The organism is Streptomyces sp. NPDC055078, from assembly GCF_053607985.1.
In genome coordinates this window covers 23,711-40,982 of the sequence record NZ_JBSGUP010000001.1, presented here as the reverse complement: position 1 = coordinate 40,982, position 17,272 = coordinate 23,711, and the positions used below count along the sequence as shown (strand labels likewise).

Here is a 17,272-nt window from a genome sequence, read left to right as displayed (position 1 = left end):
GCACGTGTTCTGCACACATCCGTGCCGCCTCAGTTCGACCGACGGCCCACACCGAACTTCACACCCCCGAGATTTCTTTCGCCTCATGCTCACATGACGCTCCGGCCCAGAATGCGTCACCGCGAGCACCAGAATGGCCTCTGAGCTGCACTTGCCTTCAGACACGCCCACGACGGCAGGCTTCCGATAACGCACCACGTAGAGTGCTTGGCTCTCCTTGAACCTGCCGCAAAGGTGTCTGACCTGCGGTTTGCCGATACTGAGCGTAGATGCTGACGCTCGAAGGGTGCGCCCCCACAAGCCGTATCTCAACCGATCTTGGAATGTGTGGATCGAACATGGTTCCAGGTCGGGTGATCTTCCGGTGATCGCGGCATGAAGGCAGGGCCTGGTAGCTCGGAGGCAACTGTCAGCACAGTGACGTCAACGAGCGGTAACGCAACCGTCACGCCACATGGGATTGCAGCATCAAGTCTGGGCGGGGGCCTTCGGGCACCGCTTGCGTACCGAAGGCCAACACTGTGGACCTCCAGGTCGCTCATGCACGTCTCTTGACACCTCCGATTTGTCCTCACCATACTCTCGACTCAAGCAGTTTGGAAGCGCTTCCAATTCGGATGGGTACGGAGAGCGGGATGTCTGATCAGGATGCCAATGGCAAGTCCGAGCACACATCGGCGACGATCTACGAGGTAGCGCAGCGGGCGGGCGTGGGGATCGCGACGGTGTCGCGGGCGCTGCGCGGGACCGGCTCGGTGCGGCCGGCGACGCGAGAGCGGATCCTGCGGGCGGCGCGTGAGCTGAACTTCATCCCCAGCCGGCTCGGCGTCTCCCTGGCCGAGGGGCGGCACGCAGCGAACGGCATTGTGTTTCCCTCCCTCACCGGTCCGTACTTCGGGGAGGTCCTGCTCGGTTATGAGGAGGCCGCCGCTGAGCTCAGGCGATCGGTGATCGTCGTCGCGGCGGACGGGCTGGACTCCGCGCAGGACCACATCAGGGATCTCGCGGGGCGGGTCGACGGGATCGTGATCTACGGCAGTACCGCCGAGAGCGACGTCGTGGCGGAGCTCGTCGCCGAGCGCAAACCGACTGTCCTGCTGTCCCCGCGCATCCTGGTGGAAGGGCCCGACGTGATCACCGCCGAGAACATCCGTTCCGCCCGGGAACTGACGGAGCACCTCCTTGCCCACGGTCACCGCACGTTCACCTTCCTCGGCGGGCCGACGGGCGGGCGGGACATCGATGAGCGCTGGACCGCCCTCGTCGACACCCTGGCCGCGGCCGGCGCCGCCGCACCTCGCCCGGTCCCTTTAAGGGGGTATGACAGGGCGGAGGTGTACGCGGCGGCCCGCGCCGTCCTCGCCCATGACGCGCCCGACGTACTGGTCTGCTCCCACGACGAGGTCGCTCTCGCCGCGCTCCGGGTCGCACGCGAACTCGGGCTGAGCGTGCCGGACGACATCGCTGTCACCGGCTGGGATGACGTTATGGCGGCAGAACACTCCTGGCCCCCGTTGACCACCGTGCGACAGCCCATGCGCCGCATGGGTGAGATGGCCGCCCGCGCCCTCGACGAACTCATCACGGGCACCCGCACCGCGCCACGCCGTCAGGTGCTGCCCACCGAAGTGATCATCCGCGAAAGCTGCGACAACCATCCGTAACAGCGAGGAGTCACCAGTGCACAGACGCCAGGCAGTACGCATCGGCATAGGCATGCTGGCCGCCGCCTCCCTCACGCTCACCGCCTGCGGCCGAGACGCGGGCGGCACCGAGGAAACCGCCAAGGACGTCAGGGGCGGGGCGGCCAAGGGCACCCTCACCGTCTGGGCCATGGGCGGAGAGGGCGAGAATCTGCCCAAGCTCGCGGCCGGTTTCGAGGCCGCGAACCCGGGGGTGAAGATCAAGGTCACCGCTATGCCGTGGCCGGCCGCGCACGACAAGCTGGCGGGCGCCATCGCGGCAGGCACCACGCCGGACATCAGCCTGGTCGGAACCTCCTGGATGGCTGAGTTCGCCGGGACCGGCGCGCTGGAACCCGTACCGTCGCTGATCGATACAGGGTCGTTCTTCCCGGCGGCGATGGAGCCCGTGACCGTCGGCGGCAAGGCATACGGCGTTCCGTGGTATGTCGATACCCGCAGCCTGTTCTACCGCAGCGACCTGCTGAAGCAGGCCGGGATCAGCAAGGCCCCGGAGACCTGGGACGAGTTGAAGGCCACCGCGAAGGCGTACCGGGACAAGGCGAAGACGAAGTACGGCATCTTCCTGCCGCCCGGCAAGCAGGGCTCGGCCCAGGTGCTGCTGCCGCTGGTCTGGCAGCAGAGCGGTGAAGTGATCAGCGCCGACGGCAAGAGTTTCACCCTCGACACCCCGGAGATGGTCGCGGCGCTGACGTACTACAAGTCCTTCTTCGACGAGAAGCTTGCGCCGAAGTCGTTCCAGCAGGGCGACATGGAGCGCTGGTTCACCCAGGGCCAGATCGGCATGGTGTTCACCGGTTCCTGGATGGTGGGGCAGTTCAGCACCATCGGCGGCGCCGGCTTCGACCAGAAATTCGCCGTGGCCAAGGTTCCCGGGCAGATCGCCCGCACTTCCTTCGCGGGCGGTGCGGACCTGGTGGTCTTCAAGGACTCCAAGAACCGCGACACGGCCTGGAAGTTCATCGACTGGCTGACCAAGCCGAACGTCCAGACCAAGTGGTACGGGATCCAGAAGGCCCTGCCGAGCGTACGGGCCGCCTGGCAGGACCCGGCGCTGAAGGGCGACGCGAAGATGTCGGGCTTCGGCGACCAGCTCACCGATGCCAAGGCGGAGCCGGTCGTCACGACCTGGGAAGAGATCAAGCAGGTGATCGAGGACGAAATCGAGAAGGTCGTCATCGGTGGCGAGAAACCCGAGGACGCGGCCAAGCGGATGCAGCAGAAGGCGGACCAGATCGGAACAGGCAGCTGACGATGGCCTTCCTCGCACCGACCAGGGCGCGTGCCCGGCCCGCCGGTACGCGTCGGACATCGGCCCGCACCCGGCGGGCCGTGGCCGGCTGGATGTTCTCGCTGCCCTTCCTGGTCCTGTACGCCCTCTTCGAACTGGTGCCGGTAGTCGCCTCGATCGCCATCAGCTTCACCGATATGCGCTCCACCGACATGCGGAACCCGCTGGCCGTGGACTCGGCCGGCCTGGACAACTACGTCCGGATCCTGTCGGACGACGTCTTCTGGCAGGCCGTGCTCAACACCGTGTACTTCACTGCGGTCAGCGTCCCGTTCACCCTGGCCGCGGGACTGGCTCTGGCCCTGGCGCTGAACCGGGGCATGGGGCGGCTCCAGACCTTCTTCCGTGTCGGCTACTACTTGCCGGTCGTCAGCAGCGTGATCGCTGTCGCCGTCGTCTGGAACTACCTTCTGGCGCCGGATTCGGGCCTGATCAACACCGCGCTGGGCGCGGTCGGCATCGACGGCCCCGACTGGCTCAAGGACCCCGACTGGGCGATGCCGGCCCTGATCGCGATGGCCGTGTGGCGGCATATGGGATTCGCCATGGTGATCTTTCTCGCCGGACTCCAGGGCATCCCCGGAGAACTGTACGAGGCCGCCCGGCTGGACGGAGTCTCACGCTGGCAGTCCTTCCGCCACATCACCCTGCCCATGCTGCGGCCCACGGTCCTGTTCATGGTCGTCATCTCGGTCATCGGCAACCTCCAGTTCTTCGAGGAGCCGTTCGTGATGACCCAGGGCGGGCCGCTGAACAGCACCACCTCGATCTCGTACCAGATCTACCAGACCTTCGGCTCCGGCCAGTACGGCTACGCCGCCGCCCTGTCGTACGTCCTGTTCATCCTGATCGCGCTGCTGGCGCTGCTCCAGTTCCGACTGCTGCGGGAGAAGCCGTGACCACACCATCCGCACGAGGGACGGGCGGAGCCCCCTACCGTGGCCAGCGCTGGGTGTACGGGGTTCTGGCCGTGGGCCTCGCGGTGGTCGTCGCGCCGTTCGCGTGGATGGTCGTCAGCTCGTTCAAGAACGCGCAGGAGATCTACGCCACGCCGCCCAGTTGGCTGCCCGGGTCCCCGACCACCGCGAACTACTCCGAGCTGCTGGACAAGCTGGACATCGGCCGGTTCTTCTTCAACAGCGTGTTCGTCGCTCTGGCCACCACCGTGGGCAACCTGCTGTTCTGCTCGATGCTCGGCTATGCCCTGGCGAAGATCGAATATCCCGGGAAGAGGGTCGTCTTCGGGCTGGTGATGTCCAAGCTGATGATCCCGGGGATGGCGCTGCTGGTGCCCACCTTCGTAGTGGTCGCTCAGCTCGGCCTCGTCGACACCTACGCCGGAATCATCCTGCCGGGGCTCGCCGCTCCGATGGGTGTCTTCCTGATGCGGCAGTTCATCCTCGGGCTGCCGGACGACCTGATCGACGCGGGACGGGCCGACGGCGCCGGGGAGTTCCGGATCTTCTTCCAGATCATCCTGCCGCTGTGCCGGCCCGCCCTGGCCACGCTCGGCATCCTGAGCTTCCTCGCCTCGTGGAACAGCTTCCTGTGGCCGCTCGTGGTTGCCCAGAGCGAGGAAAAATACACACTCCCGGTCGGCGTCGCTCTCTTCGCCCTCGACCACCAGAACCAGGACTACGGACTGCTGCTCGCCGGCTCCACGATGCTCGTGCTGCCGATCATCGGGGTGTTCGTGTACTTCCAGCGGCACTTCGTCCAGGGCATCGCCACCACAGGGCTGAAGTGAGCCTTTGGTGCGACCCGCAGCGCTCCACCGCACTCCCATGCCAGGTACCACCAGACCCCATTGAGAGGGATGACGGACCCCATGAGACGACGCACAGTGATCCAGACCGCGGGCGCCACCCTTGGCGCCACTGTCCTGACCCCCGCCCTCGCCGGTCCGGCGCGGGCAGACGGGGCCGCACCTGCGGCCGGGCACAAGGGCCGGCCCAAGTGCGACAGACGGCTGACCTGCGAGGACCGCGCAACCCTGCAGCGCTACGCCGCCGACACCTGGCGCTCACTCGACGCGCTCGTGTCCCCCGAGACCGGGCTGCCCGGCGGGTTCATCGACGCCGGGCTCACCACCCGCGGCCACCAGACCGGCCCCACGCCCTTCGGCACGTACCTGTGGTGCGCCACCGCCGCATGGAAGATCGGCCTGATCACTCGCCTCCAGGCACGGGACAGGGTCCAGCGCACGCTGACTGCTCTGTCCGGGATCGCCTACCACGCCCCGTCGGGGATGTTCCACCGCTGGTACGACCCGTACACCGGTGACTTCAAGGACGACACCCTCGCCTCCCGTTTCCTGTCCAGCGTCGACAACGCCTGGACGGCGACCGGCCTGATGGTGGTGGAGAGGGCCTTCCCCGAGCTGAACGCCCAGATCCGCGCGCTGCTGGACCGGATGGACTTCGACTGGTTCTACGTCCCCAACGCCACCGGCGGCAACGCGGGCGGCGGGCTGATGCGCGGCGGCTTCTACGACGTGGACACAGGCGGCACCCCGCCGACCGTGCACGACCCCGCCCGCGGCGTGTACTACACCCCGGGCACGTACGGCGCGATGGGCGAGACACGGCAGGTCACCTATGTGGCGATGGCGCTGGGCCAGGTACCCGCACAGGCGTACTTCGGGCAGAACCGCTCCTTCCCGCCCACCCGCGCCGACCAGGAGACCAAGCCGTCCGGCTTCTGGCGGACCTACCGCGGGGTGACCGTATGGGAAGGCGCGTACGAGTACCGCGGCATGAAGATCATGCCGACCTGGGGCGGCTCGATGTTCGAGTTCCTGATGTCGAACCTCTTCGTCCCGGAGGAAGTCTGGGGCCCCGAGAGCTGGGGCGTGAACCTGCCCCTGGCCGTACAGGCCCAGATCGAGCACGGGCTCGACGAGGCGCGGTACGGCTACTGGGGCTTCTCCCCCTGCAACAACCCTGTGAGCGGCTACCGGGTCTACGGCGTGGACGCCATCGGCATGAACCGGAGCGGCTACTCCTCCGACCAGGAGAACACGCTCGTCGACGCCGGCTTCGAGGGCCACCGCCCACCCGCACCGCCCCCGGCGAGCTACGGCGACGGCGTCGTCACCCCGCACGCCGCCTTCCTCGCCCTGCGCTACGCACCGCGTGAGGCCATCGACAACCTCCGCAACCTGGAACGCGACTTCGACTGCTACGGGCCCGGCGGGTTCTACGACTCCATCGCGGTGCGCTCCGGACAGATCTCCCGCGAGCACCTCACCCTCGACCAGGGCATGGTGATGGCCGCCCTCGGCAACGCCCTCGCCGGCGACGTACTGCGGGACCTGTTCACCGCCGGGCGCTCGACCCAGCTGCAGTCCTGTATCGCCGAGGAGCGGTTCGCCGCCGCACCGCGCGTCTGACCGAGGGGGCGTGGCGTTCCCCGTAAACCCCGTGCGCTCCTCACCACTATGCGGCCGCCGCCGTCACCGTCCGCTCGGCCCGACGGCCGCAGCCCCGGAGGCCGCACCCGCGGCCGTGGTTCACACGCCCCTCCTCGCCCCGGGCAGCACAGCGCCTTCGAGTCGAGGGACACCCGCCGTCAACGTCGCAAAGAGCGACTGATCCGCCACGTCAATCAGTAGTCAGAGTGCCCGGGAGAGCCGGAATGCCACTCCTCGCGAGCCGCTGAAGGCAAGCCGCGATCAGCCACATCCTGCCCTCCCGGGCCACCCAACAACCTACGGAGCACCCGATGACCCAGCGGCGCCCCAACATCCTGTTCATCATGGCCGACGACCACGCCGCACACGCGGTCAGCGCGTACGGCAGCAACATCAACGAGACCCCTCACATCGACCGTATCGCCGAGGGCGGCATGCGGCTGGACAACTGCTTCTGCACCAACTCCCTGTGCGCGCCCAGCCGTGCCACCATCCTGACCGGCACCTACAACCACGTGAACGGCGTACAGACGCTGTCAACCGAGTTCGACTCCAGCCAGCCGGCCGTCGCCCAGCTGTTGCGCGACGCCGGCTACCAGACCGCCATCGTCGGCAAGTGGCACCTGGGCCACGGCAAGGGGCACGACCCGGAGGGCTTCGACTACTGGACCGTGGTGCCCGATCAGGGCCGCTACCACAACCCGGTCTTCCTGGACATGGACGGCAGCCAGCGGGTGATCCCGGGCTACGCCACGAACATCATCACGGACCTGTCCATCGAGTGGCTGGACCAGCGCTCCACCGACACCCCGTTCTTCCTGATGGTCCACCACAAGGCCCCACACCGGAACTGGGAGCCGGACGAGAAGCACCTCGACATGTACACGGACGGAGATCTGGCCGTCCCCGAGAACTTCTTCGACGACTACTCGGGCCGCGCGCCGGCAGCCCGCGCCGCGCAGATGCGGGTGGCCGACCACCTCCGCCTGGACGACCTGAAAAAGCTCCTCCCGCCCGGGATGACCCAGGACGAGCAGGCCCTGTGGAAGTACCAGACGTACATCAAGGACTACCTCCGCTGCGTCGCGAGCGTGGACGACAACGTCGGCCGCCTCCTCGACTATCTGGAGGAGCACGACCTGGTCGACGACACCATCGTCGTCTACACCTCCGACCAGGGCTTCTTCCTCGGGGATCACGGCTGGTACGACAAGCGCTTCATGTACGAGGAGTCACTGCGGATGCCGTTCCTGATCCGCTACCCGCGCGAGATCCCGGCCGGATCGGTGAGCGACGCGCTCGCGATGAACGTGGACTTCGCGCAGACCTTCCTCGACTACGCGGGCGTGGAAGCGCTTCCGCGAATGCAGGGCGCCAGCCTGCGCGGTGTCGTCAGGGGCGAGACCCCCGGCGACTGGCGCACGTCCGTCTACTACCGCTACTGGGAGCACGACGACGGCATCCATCACGTCTGGGCCCACTACGGTGTCCGCACCGACCGCTACAAACTCGTCTACTACTACGCCGACGGCCTGGGCCTGCCCGGCACCTCCGACAAGGTCATGGAACCGGAGTGGGAGCTCTTCGACCTCCAGGAGGACCCGTGGGAGATGAAGAGCGTCTACCACGTCCCGGCATGCGCGGACGTGCGGCGCGAGCTGGAGGCCGAGCTGGCCCGCGTCCAGGAGGAGATCGGGGACAAGCCGTACGTCAGGGGGCAGGCGTGAGCGCCGCCGAGGCCGCCCACGCGGACTGGCGCGAGCGCATCTACCGGCCGTCCGGTCAGGCAGCCGCCCCGGCTCCGGACGTCACGCTCGTCGCCCCGCGCAATGTGCGGACGCGGGCCGGGGCCGGCCACATCACCCTGGAGTGGGACCCGGTGGACGGGGCCATCGGCTATCTCGTCCACCGGGCCGTGGGCGGCGGGGAGTTCGCCACCACCAAGCAGCGTGACATGGACGTCCCGCAGGTCCCCGCACCCCGCTACGTCGACACCGACCTCAAGTCAGGCGAGCCGGTCCGCTACATCGTGGCCGCGGTCGCGGGCATGGAGGTGACCGGCCCGTTCTGCGACCCGGTGGCCGCCGCGGCCCCGAACGGGACCGCCGGCGCGCCGGCTCCGGTCACGGTGACCGTGCACGCCGACCGGGTCACCCGGGAACTGCCCAGGCCCTGGCGGCCGATGATCGGCTCCGAGCACCTGTCGTACGCGCTCGCCGAGGGAACCACCGGCGGCCGTCCCATCGGCGTCGAGCTCACCGCCGCGCTGCGTACGGTCCACGAGGAGCTCGGCGTACGCACGGTGCGGGCGCACGCGATCCTCTGCGACGACCTCGGCGTCTACCGGGAGGTCGACGGCGAACCCGTCCACGACTTCTCCGGAGTCGACGCGGTCTACGACAACATCCTCTCCCTCGGCCTGCGTCCGATCGTCGAACTCGGCTATATGCCCCGCGACCTGGCTTCCGACCCCTCCAAGACGGTCTTCGGATACCGGGCGATCATCTCTCCGCCGAAGGACTACGAGCGCTGGGGCAACCTGGTGCACGACCTCACCCGGCACCTCGTGGACCGCTACGGGCTCCAGGAGGTGTGCGACAACTGGGCCTTCGAGGTGTGGAACGAGGCCAATCTGGAGGTCTTCTGGTCGGGTACGCCGCAGGAGTTCTTCCGGCTGTACGACGTCACCGCCGCCGCCGTGAAGTCCGTGCACCCCGCGCTGCGGGTCGGCGGCCCCTCCAGCGCCGCCAACGGCTGGGTGAACGAACTCCTCGCGCATGTAAGCGAGTCGGGGGCAGCCCTCGACTTCGTCTCCACGCACACCTACGGCAACGCGCCTCTGGACTGGCGGCCCGTCCTCGCCCGGCACGGCCGGGAGGGCGTGCCGGTCTGGTGGACGGAATGGGGTCCCACACCGACCCACTTCCACGGGATCGGCGACGGACCGTTCGGCGCCGTCTTCCTGCTGCACGGTATGAAGTCGGCGGCCGGACGGATCGAGGCCCTCTCGCACTGGGTGGCCTCCGACCACTTCGAGGAGCTGGGGGCCCCGCCGGCCCTCTTCCACGGCGGCTTCGGCCTGCTGACCGTCGGCAATCTGCGCAAGCCCCGCTACTGGGCGCTCTCGCTGGCCGAACGCCTCGGCGAGGCGGAGCTGGCCGTCGAGGCGGCCGGGGACATCGGCGGCGTCGAGACCTGGGCGGCGCGGCACGCCGATGGCCGGATCGGAATCCTGGTGTGGAACGGCACCCTCAACCACGCGCTGGCGGAGGGGGACCCGGTGCTGGCCCGGCAGGTCAGGGTCGAAGTCTCCGGGCTCGGTGACCGCCCGTACCGGGTGACCCATCACCGTATCGACGAGCGGCACAGCAACATCCGCGCGGTCTGGCGGCGGATCGGCGGCGGGGACTGGCCGGACGACACGCAGTGGGGCGAACTGGAGCAGGCCGACATCCTCGACGCGTATGAGCCCGAACGGTCCTTCTCCGGAAAGCTGTCGTTCGAACTGCCCATGCCGGGTGTCTCGTTCCTGGAGCTGACTCCCAGGGACTGAAGCACCGCCGCGGAAGGCGGCGCCGGTCCTCCCCGATGGACCGACGCCGCGTTCACTGCGGGTGGAGGTGACACAGCTGCGGTGTTGCGAGGGTCAGGTCCGCGACGGTCGCGCCGGCCGACTCCGTGGAGTTCTCCGGCAGTGACCTCGCCTCGCTGCGCTTCCCGCACAGCAAGCTCTCCCGCGTCGTCTTCCGCGACTGCAAGCTGATGGGCGCCACCCTGGCGGAGGTGACCCTGGACAACGTCCTGTTCGAGAACTGCAACTCGACTACAGCACCCTGATTGTCGGCGTACTCGAGAAGGTGGCTCTGGCAAGATTTTCGTAGCCGGAGATCATCTCGGTGACGCGGTCGGCCGGTCCGCGTAGCGTCGGCGGAGGTGGGCGATCAGGACGACGCGGTGCCGGAGAAGGGAGACGCCGGTGCGACCGGCCATGAGGCGTTTCTGCAGCTTGACGTCGGTGATGCGGCCTTCGTTGACCCCGGAGTTGTAAGGGGTGGTGATTCCCTGGGCGACGGCATGCCGGTCTTCGTGAAGGGCTCCGGCGAGGCCGGTGAGAGGGGCCAGTCCGCTGGTTGCGAGGTCGTTCAGCCAGTCGGGCAGGGGTGTCGCGTCTCGGTTGTCGAGCATGGTGGCAAACCGGCGGACCAGGTCGTGGGTGGTTCTGAGTTCGGGGCAGTGGTCGAGGAGCCGGGGCAGGCGGTCGTTGATGTGTGGGCTGCGGCGGTGGGGGTGGGTGGTGATCCAGCGGGCGGCTTCGCGAGGCGAGGGCGGTCGCTCGCGCGGTTCGTCCAGGGGCAGGCCTCGCCTGAGGGGTGCGACGGCCATTTTGACGCGCTGGTAGTGGCCGAGGTAGCCCTTGGTCTGGAGTTCTTCGTGCAGGATCTTCGCGCTGTGCTGTCCCTCGTCCCAGCGTTGTTGCAGGTAGTCGAGGTAGGGGTCCAGGGTGGAGGACTTGCGGGGCGGGCGGCGCATCACTTCCTGCCAGGTGCGGGCCCGGGCGTATTTGCTGACGGTGCGGCGGTCCAGGCCGAGTTCCCGGGCCACGGAATTGTGGCTCCGGCCAGAACGTGTCAGGGCCTGCACGGCGTCGAAGAGCCTTCGGGCGTGGCGCCCGGCTCGCGTGTCCGCAGCAGTGTGCTCGGCGGCGTCCTCGGCCGGGGCGGGACCGGTCTCGCTGATCGGGGGAAGTGCTGCGGGCAGGCAGCCGCGGTGAGCGGAGGCGATGTCCTGAACCCGGCGGGAGAGGCCCTGCCAGAGGTGGAATCGGTCGCTGACCTGCACGGCATCGGGGGCGCCGACGGTAATGCCCTGTAATGGTGCACTCGGGTATTGGAACTGTCCGAATGCCTCGGGCTCAGGCTCTCGGGCGCTGGCTGACGTCGGCGGCGTAGGAGTTCCAGTCACCGGCGGCGATCTTCTGCCACTGGACCGCGCTTTGGATGTGGATCCCCAAGGTCTTGGCCAGGATCGCTGCGGAGAGTTCGGCGGCGAGCGCGAATAGAGCGGTGTTTCGGCTGCCTCGTGGGCTGATCCCGAGTGCGTGCAGGCGCCGGGCAAGCGCGCCTTCGGTCAGCGGGAGTCCTCGGCGGTGCCCTGGGAACAGCCAGACGGACTCTTCGTGGAGGGCACCGCTTCCCGGTGACCGGCGGATGGCGACGAGTTCGTTGATGAGATCGTCCAGCGGAGCGGGCAGGACGATGGGGCGGCTGCCCAGGTGCAGGGAGGTGCGGTCGTCGTGGTGGAGTACGTGTTTGACGGTCAAGGCCGTGATGTCGCTGAGCTTTTGTGCGTATAGCAGGACCAGAAGCCCGGCGGTTCGAGTGACGATGGGGCAGGTGTCGTCGTGGAGCAGGCTGCGGGCATCAGTCCACCTGCGGTCCTGGTCGAGGGGTCCGGCCGGGCCTTGCCAGCGGATGCTCGGTGCGGTGAGGCGGGAGGCATGTCGGTGGGTGACTGCCCACCGCACGAAGTTCGCGGACCGTTGCCGGTGACCGGGGCCCTCGGTGCGCCAGAGGTCGAGGTCGTCGGCGAGGTAGGCGAGGGTCTCGTCGCCGATGTTGCTGGGGGTGATGAGGTCGGCGAACTCCAGTGATGAGGCTGCGGCCCGTGTGATCTGGCCGCGTGGGTCGAGCTGGCCCTCCTGCGAGCGGCCGTTGAAGAGAACGGGCAGCAGCTCTGGGGGTACGCCGAGGCCCTCAAGGAACCCGATGGCCTTGTGGATGTCGGAGAGCCGCTTCTTGCCGGACTCGAGCTGGGACAGGTAGTTCTGGCTGATCCCGGTGAGTGTTGCCAGGTCGGTCTGGGCGAGTCCGGTGCGGGACCGGATCAGCCGGCTGAGTTCCCCGAAGTCGAGTGCGGCTGCGGCTGCGCGGATCTGCGGGACTTTCCACACGGTGTCCGGGACCACGGGCGGCGCGGTCGCGGGGGATGCGCGGAGGCAGGGCGCGCAGCGGTCGTCCTCGTTGTACCGGCTGATCCGGCAGTTGCAGTTGCAGTGGCAGTTGAGGCACTGACGCGCGGGTGTCACGGCCGGATGTCCTCCTGGACCTGTCGGCTGGGTCAGCAGTATCGCTGCCGTGACGGTCTGTAGGCAATCCGTAGCGCTCTCCTGGCCGGGTTCAGGCGCAGAGACGGGTGATCAGGGTGGGGAGTCGGTCCGGCTGGGTCAGGTCGGCGAGGACGTGGTCGGCTCCGGCGTCGGCGAGGGCGGTGGCCGGGGTGGTGCCGGAGGCGACGGCGATGACCTTGGCTCCGCCTTCCCGGCCGGTGCGGACGTCCTGGAGGGAGTCCCCGATGATGACGGTGTTCCGGTGGGTGAACGGGTGCCTGTGGGCTGCTCGGGCTCGTTGCTGGGCGAGAGGTACCAAAGCGGGGCGGTGAGGGTCGTCGGACGCGTAGGCCCCGATCCCGGTCTCGATCAGGGTGCTCAGGCCGAAGGCCGTGAGCTTGGTCTCGGCGCTGGCCTTCAGGTTGCCGGTGACGACGGAGGGAACCAGGTGGGGCGCACTGCGGACGGCGGTGAGCGCCTCGATGGATCCGGGCATCAGGGTGCCGGTGGAGAGCATGTGCTCGCGGTGCAGGCTCAGCTGGTGCGGCAGACGCTGGATGATTTCCTGGGTGAGCCGGGCGGTGTCGTGGTCGGGTACGCCGTTGGCCTGGAGGAGTTCGCGGACGGCCAGCGGCATGGTGACACCGGTGCCCTTCGCCGGCAGCGCTTCAGCGGGCCGCCCGACGACTTCTTCGAAGACTGCCCGGTAGACGAGCCGGTCAGTGTCCCCCACATAGAGCAGGGTGCGGTCGATGTCCCACAGGACGAGGATCACGCGGCCGTCCGTTCCCGCAGGACGGCACGGCCCCGGTCGAGGAGGCCACGCACGGCGCCGGAGCTGCCCAAGCTCTGGGCTTCGTCCAGCATGGTCTGAAGGTGGTCGTCAAGCCGGGCGGAGCGCACCCCGCCCACGAGTGTCAGCACGTCCTGTCCTGTCGCACAGCCCGCGTCGGTGTCGCCGGCCCGCATCTGCGCGGTGGCGGCTCGGGAGAGGAACTGCGCGTGGGTGCGGATTTCGTGGCGGCTCAGGACTCCGCGTGCTTCGGCGAAGGCGGCGGCGGCTTCGGCGGGGCGGCCGAGATCGAGGTAGCAGCTGCCGGTCTGGCCGAGGATTTCCCCCTGATTGATCCAGTACAGCCAGTGCGGGTCGTCCTCGCCGCGGCCTCGCGCGCACAGCTTCCGGGCTTCTTCGAGGGCGGTACGTGCATGGCGTTCCTCGCGGAGCCGGGCGTGGCCTCGGGCCTGCCGTGTCAGCAGCATCGCGTGCAGGGCGGGAGCGTCCCATGTGCTGATGGCCTGACGTGCGGTGCGGGCGGCGGTCACGGCGTCACGCGGGTCCCCGACGGAATAGCCGTGGATGGCCAGATACGCCAGGGCTCCGGCACGGAGACGGGAGTCGCCCGAGGCGTGCGCGGCACGCAGGGCACCGACGAACAGGCCCTGGGCGGCGTCGTGCGCTCCGCTGTCGAACGTGAACCACCCGGCCTGCATCGCGGTATCCGCGGTGACAGCGGCCAGCTTCCGGCCCATGGGCTCGTTGTAGGTGCCGTTCTTCAGCAGGTCCAGCAGCACTCTCAGATGCGTGGAGGCGGTGGCGGCCAGAGACCCGCTGCCGCTGCTGGCGTCAATCTGGCGCAGCGCGTCAGTGGTGGCTTGCAGGGAGTTGATCAGGGGCGGGGCCACCCGGGCTCCCCCGCCGGTGGACGACGCCATGGCTTCGGCGGGGGCGATGGCCGATTGCAGAACATAGTGAGTCAGTCCGGCTCCGCCCAGGGCGGTCAGCACACGGCGACGCTTCATGGAACCTCCGATGGCCACATCCAGTGACAGCACCATACGGTCCACGGTCCACGGCAGATCAGGATCCAAACCACCGCCAACAGGCACACGGCCGGCTCCGCCGAGAGGCTCCAGAAGCAGCGGACGGAGGTCTGCCGGAAGACCGAGTCCGGAGAGGAAGTCGATGATCGCATCGCGGCCGGAGAGCTGCTTGCGGCCTCGTTCCAGGTCGGAGATGTACGACTGGGTCAGCCCTGTCAGCGCGCACACCGCCATCTGTGACAGGCCCGAGCGGCGCCGCAGCAGGCCCAGGATCTCCCCGAAATCCCAGGCGGCAAGGGCTCGGAGCACCCGCTCGTCACGCCAGGCCCGGTCAGGTACCTGGGGGAGGTCCCCGGTTCGCGCGCACGGGCCGCACAACGGCCCGGGGTTGTACTGGCTCAGTCGGCTGCGGCACGTGGAGCATCCGCGGAACGTCATCTCCATCGCTTCACCCGTCATAACTGGACTTTCTGGGAGCTCCGTTGATCAACATCGGAGTGACAACGCCGCACCGCCTCTGCGATATCGCTTCAGCGATACCGCCACTACGGCCGGTCTGCGGAGTCAACGGATCCGAGGAGCCTTCGCCTCTGGGCGCCGGGCGCTGTTGGAAGACGTTCGCCTGATGAGGCGTGGGAGCCTCCGTGGAGGAGCTCGTCGAGCAGCGTCGCGGTGGTCGCTGGGTCCGTGGTGTGGTGGATGGTCCGGATGCCCAGGGCTTGGGCCGGTGGGAGGTTGTGCGCGTGGTCGTCCACGAACACGCATTCGGGTCCGGTGAGGCGCAGGGCGTCCAGAGCGCGCTGGTAGATGCGGGGCGACGGTTTGCGTACGCCTTCCCGTTCGGACAGCACGATGGCGTCGAAGAAGTCGTCGTACATGCCCAGCGCCTCGTACGGGTTGTAGGGCGTGATGCCGAACGAGTTACTGAGCATGGCGACCTTGACGCCGGCGGTGCGAGCGCGTTTCGCCACGTCGACGATCAGCGGTTCGGGTCGCAGGTTGGCCAGGGCCCGCCGCATCAGGTCGGTGGAGTCGATGCCGAGGATGCCGCCGATGGTGCGGTTCCAGTCGTCCTGAGTCGCCTGGCCGACTTCGAGGGCGGCATACACCTCCACGCCCAGGGGATTCTCGTTCAGGGCGTGGAAGTAGGCGCCGGGCGTCAGGCCCTCCGCCCGTTCGAATGCCTCGCCGTTGAGTCTCATCCGTGTCGTCAGGACACCGCCGAAGTCGAGGATCAAGCCACGGTAGGGGGTGGTCGTGGTCAACGGTGCTCCTTGCGGACGACGGGGAACAGAGGCCGCCTGTGGTCGCTCTGCGACCCGGGGGCGGCCGGGCATTGCCCTCCCGTGGGGGAGTGAATCCAGTATCACTCTGCCTGAGCCGCATGGGCATATGGTCTTGATGAGAGGACCTGTCCGCGACAACGAATGGACAAGCCATGGTCAGTGACGGCGAGTTGTTCAGCATCGGCAAGAGGGTCAAGTGGCTTCGCGAGCGACGCGGGATGTCGCAACGGGCGCTGGGAGACCTGATCGGCAGGTCCGAGAACTGGGTCTTCAAGGTCGAGCACGACCGGATGCCCGTGGACCGCGTCTCGGTCCTTGTCACCCTGTGTCAGGTATTGCGGTGCCAGATGGAGGATCTGACCGGCGGATACGTCATGGGCGTCAGCACCGGCAATGCCGAACACGAACACGTACCGCAGATCCGCCGGACGCTCTCCCTCCAGGCGTCGCTGCTCCCCTTGCGGCTGGAGGGCATCACAGGTGAGGACTTCACCGCGTCGGTCAAGGACACATGGGAGGTCTACGAGACGCAGACCCATGGCCGCTACCAGGAAACCGGCTCGCGGCTCCCGACCCTGCTGCGCCAAGGACACGCGGCGCTGCGGGACGCTCGCCCCGAACAGGAGCAGGCCGTTCTGCGGCAGCTCATCAGCCTGTACGGCCTGCACCAGGTCTGGCTGCGCCGGGTCGGCGAACCCACCCTGGCACGGATCGCGGCCGACCGCGGGCTGGCTCTCGCGGACAACGCGGGCGACCCCGCGCTCGTGGCGGCTGCCGCCTGGAACCTGGCGTGTGTTCTCACCTCGGCGGGAGACGTGGCCGACAGCGTCGAACTTGCCCGGCAGACCATCGCTCAGTGCACGCCGGGCGCGGACTCCTCCCCCGCGCACTGGTCGGCCTACGGAGCGCTGCATCTCCAAGGGGCTGTCGCCGCGGTGCGCGCGGCCCTGGGGCCCGTGGCCTGGGATCTCTACCGGGGCGCCCAGGCCGCCGCGCGAAGGGTCCCGGGCGACTGCAATCACTGGCACACCTCCTTCGGCCCCACGAACGTGGCGATGCACGAAGTACACCTCAAGGCGGAGGAAGGTGACGCAAGCGACGCGCTTCGCGCCGCCGACACCGTGCAGGTCAATCCCAGCCTGCCGCTGGAACGCAGGACTCGATACCTCATTGAGGTCATGAACCTGAACCGGGTACAGAGGGACGACTACGGGACGGTCCACGTCCTGGGCAAGCTCATTAAACAGTCGCCCGAGGAGATCGTCTTTTCTTCCCTGGTCAGGGAAGCTGTGGCCGACCTGCTCAAGCGTGAGAAGCCGGTGTGGCGGGATGACCTCCGGAAGATCGCGAAGCACATCGGGCTCGCCGCGTAGTGATCACGCAACCCCTGAGCGTTACTCAGCCCTGATTTTTACTCAGGGAGCCCGGTATCAACTGGCCCTACTTTTACGGGCTATGACCTCCAGCCACGCCCGGACAGAAGCTGTCGAGGAATCCGAGACGCGCCACCTGCGCCTTTCCCCCGGGGCCGTCATCGGTATCACAGAGGCCGGCCGCTTCGCTGTCCCACTCGTCCTGTGCGGGAGGGCCGCGAAGCAGGCGTCCGTCCCGCTCATCATCACGGCCGACGAGGCAGGCCAGCTGTACGGACAG

14 protein-coding genes are annotated in these 17,272 nt (G+C 68.2%); 9 read left to right on the top strand and 5 right to left on the bottom strand.

What is annotated here, in order from left to right:
- Window positions 1-635: 635 nt before the first annotated feature.
- From ACWF94_RS00195 to ACWF94_RS00160, 8 genes are all read left to right on the top strand, one after another.
- Entirely contained in the window at window positions 636-1,664 is a 1,029-nt protein-coding gene (locus ACWF94_RS00195) for a LacI family DNA-binding transcriptional regulator (protein WP_453483153.1), read from the top strand.
- Between the two features lie 16 nt (window positions 1,665-1,680).
- Window positions 1,681-2,955 (top strand): sugar ABC transporter substrate-binding protein, encoded by a 1,275-nt coding sequence (locus ACWF94_RS00190; RefSeq protein ID WP_453483151.1) that lies wholly within the window; start codon window positions 1,681-1,683, stop codon window positions 2,953-2,955.
- A gap of 2 nt (window positions 2,956-2,957) precedes the next feature.
- Window positions 2,958-3,893 (top strand): carbohydrate ABC transporter permease, encoded by a 936-nt coding sequence (locus ACWF94_RS00185; RefSeq protein WP_453483149.1) that lies wholly within the window; start codon window positions 2,958-2,960, stop codon window positions 3,891-3,893.
- Window positions 3,890-4,741, top strand: coding sequence for a carbohydrate ABC transporter permease (locus tag ACWF94_RS00180; protein ID WP_453483147.1), 852 nt, complete (start codon window positions 3,890-3,892; stop codon window positions 4,739-4,741). Before ACWF94_RS00185 ends, ACWF94_RS00180 begins: the two co-directional genes overlap by 4 nt.
- 81 nt (window positions 4,742-4,822) lie before the next feature.
- Window positions 4,823-6,385 carry a glucoamylase family protein gene (locus tag ACWF94_RS00175; protein ID WP_453483146.1) on the top strand — a complete coding sequence of 521 codons (1,563 nt, stop codon included), beginning with the start codon at window positions 4,823-4,825 and terminating at the stop codon, window positions 6,383-6,385.
- A 332-nt stretch (window positions 6,386-6,717) separates the two neighbouring features.
- On the top strand, window positions 6,718-8,133 hold the full coding sequence (locus ACWF94_RS00170) for a sulfatase family protein (RefSeq protein ID WP_453483144.1): 1,416 nt from the start codon (window positions 6,718-6,720) through the stop codon (window positions 8,131-8,133).
- Complete coding sequence (locus tag ACWF94_RS00165) at window positions 8,130-9,959, top strand: GH39 family glycosyl hydrolase (RefSeq protein WP_453483142.1); 1,830 nt, start codon at window positions 8,130-8,132, stop codon at window positions 9,957-9,959. The genes ACWF94_RS00170 and ACWF94_RS00165 overlap by 4 nt, the downstream gene beginning before the upstream one ends.
- A 125-nt stretch (window positions 9,960-10,084) precedes the next feature.
- Entirely contained in the window at window positions 10,085-10,243 is a 159-nt protein-coding gene (locus tag ACWF94_RS00160; protein WP_453483140.1) for a hypothetical protein, read from the top strand.
- A 51-nt stretch (window positions 10,244-10,294) separates the two neighbouring features.
- On the opposite strand, the gene ACWF94_RS00155 is transcribed toward ACWF94_RS00160, so the two are convergent.
- The 5 genes from ACWF94_RS00155 to ACWF94_RS00135 form a co-directional block, all read right to left on the bottom strand.
- Window positions 10,295-11,008 (bottom strand): transposase, encoded by a 714-nt coding sequence (locus ACWF94_RS00155; RefSeq protein WP_453483138.1) that lies wholly within the window; start codon window positions 11,006-11,008, stop codon window positions 10,295-10,297.
- 310 nt (window positions 11,009-11,318) lie between these two features.
- Window positions 11,319-12,491: a helix-turn-helix domain-containing protein gene (locus tag ACWF94_RS00150; protein WP_453483136.1), complete on the bottom strand. Its 1,173-nt coding sequence runs from the start codon at window positions 12,489-12,491 to the stop codon at window positions 11,319-11,321.
- Window positions 12,492-12,582: 91 nt separating this feature from the next.
- Window positions 12,583-13,287: an HAD family hydrolase gene (locus ACWF94_RS00145; RefSeq protein ID WP_453483134.1), complete on the bottom strand. Its 705-nt coding sequence runs from the start codon at window positions 13,285-13,287 to the stop codon at window positions 12,583-12,585.
- Entirely contained in the window at window positions 13,284-14,777 is a 1,494-nt protein-coding gene (locus ACWF94_RS00140; protein WP_453483187.1) for a helix-turn-helix domain-containing protein, read from the bottom strand. The genes ACWF94_RS00145 and ACWF94_RS00140 overlap by 4 nt, the downstream gene beginning before the upstream one ends.
- 101 nt (window positions 14,778-14,878) lie before the next feature.
- Window positions 14,879-15,598, bottom strand: coding sequence for an HAD family hydrolase (locus tag ACWF94_RS00135; RefSeq protein ID WP_453483132.1), 720 nt, complete (start codon window positions 15,596-15,598; stop codon window positions 14,879-14,881).
- A 173-nt stretch (window positions 15,599-15,771) separates the two neighbouring features.
- Between ACWF94_RS00135 and ACWF94_RS00130 the strand changes: the two genes are divergently transcribed.
- Window positions 15,772-16,992 carry a helix-turn-helix domain-containing protein gene (locus ACWF94_RS00130; protein WP_453483131.1) on the top strand — a complete coding sequence of 407 codons (1,221 nt, stop codon included), beginning with the start codon at window positions 15,772-15,774 and terminating at the stop codon, window positions 16,990-16,992.
- Window positions 16,993-17,272: the final 280 nt, after the last annotated feature.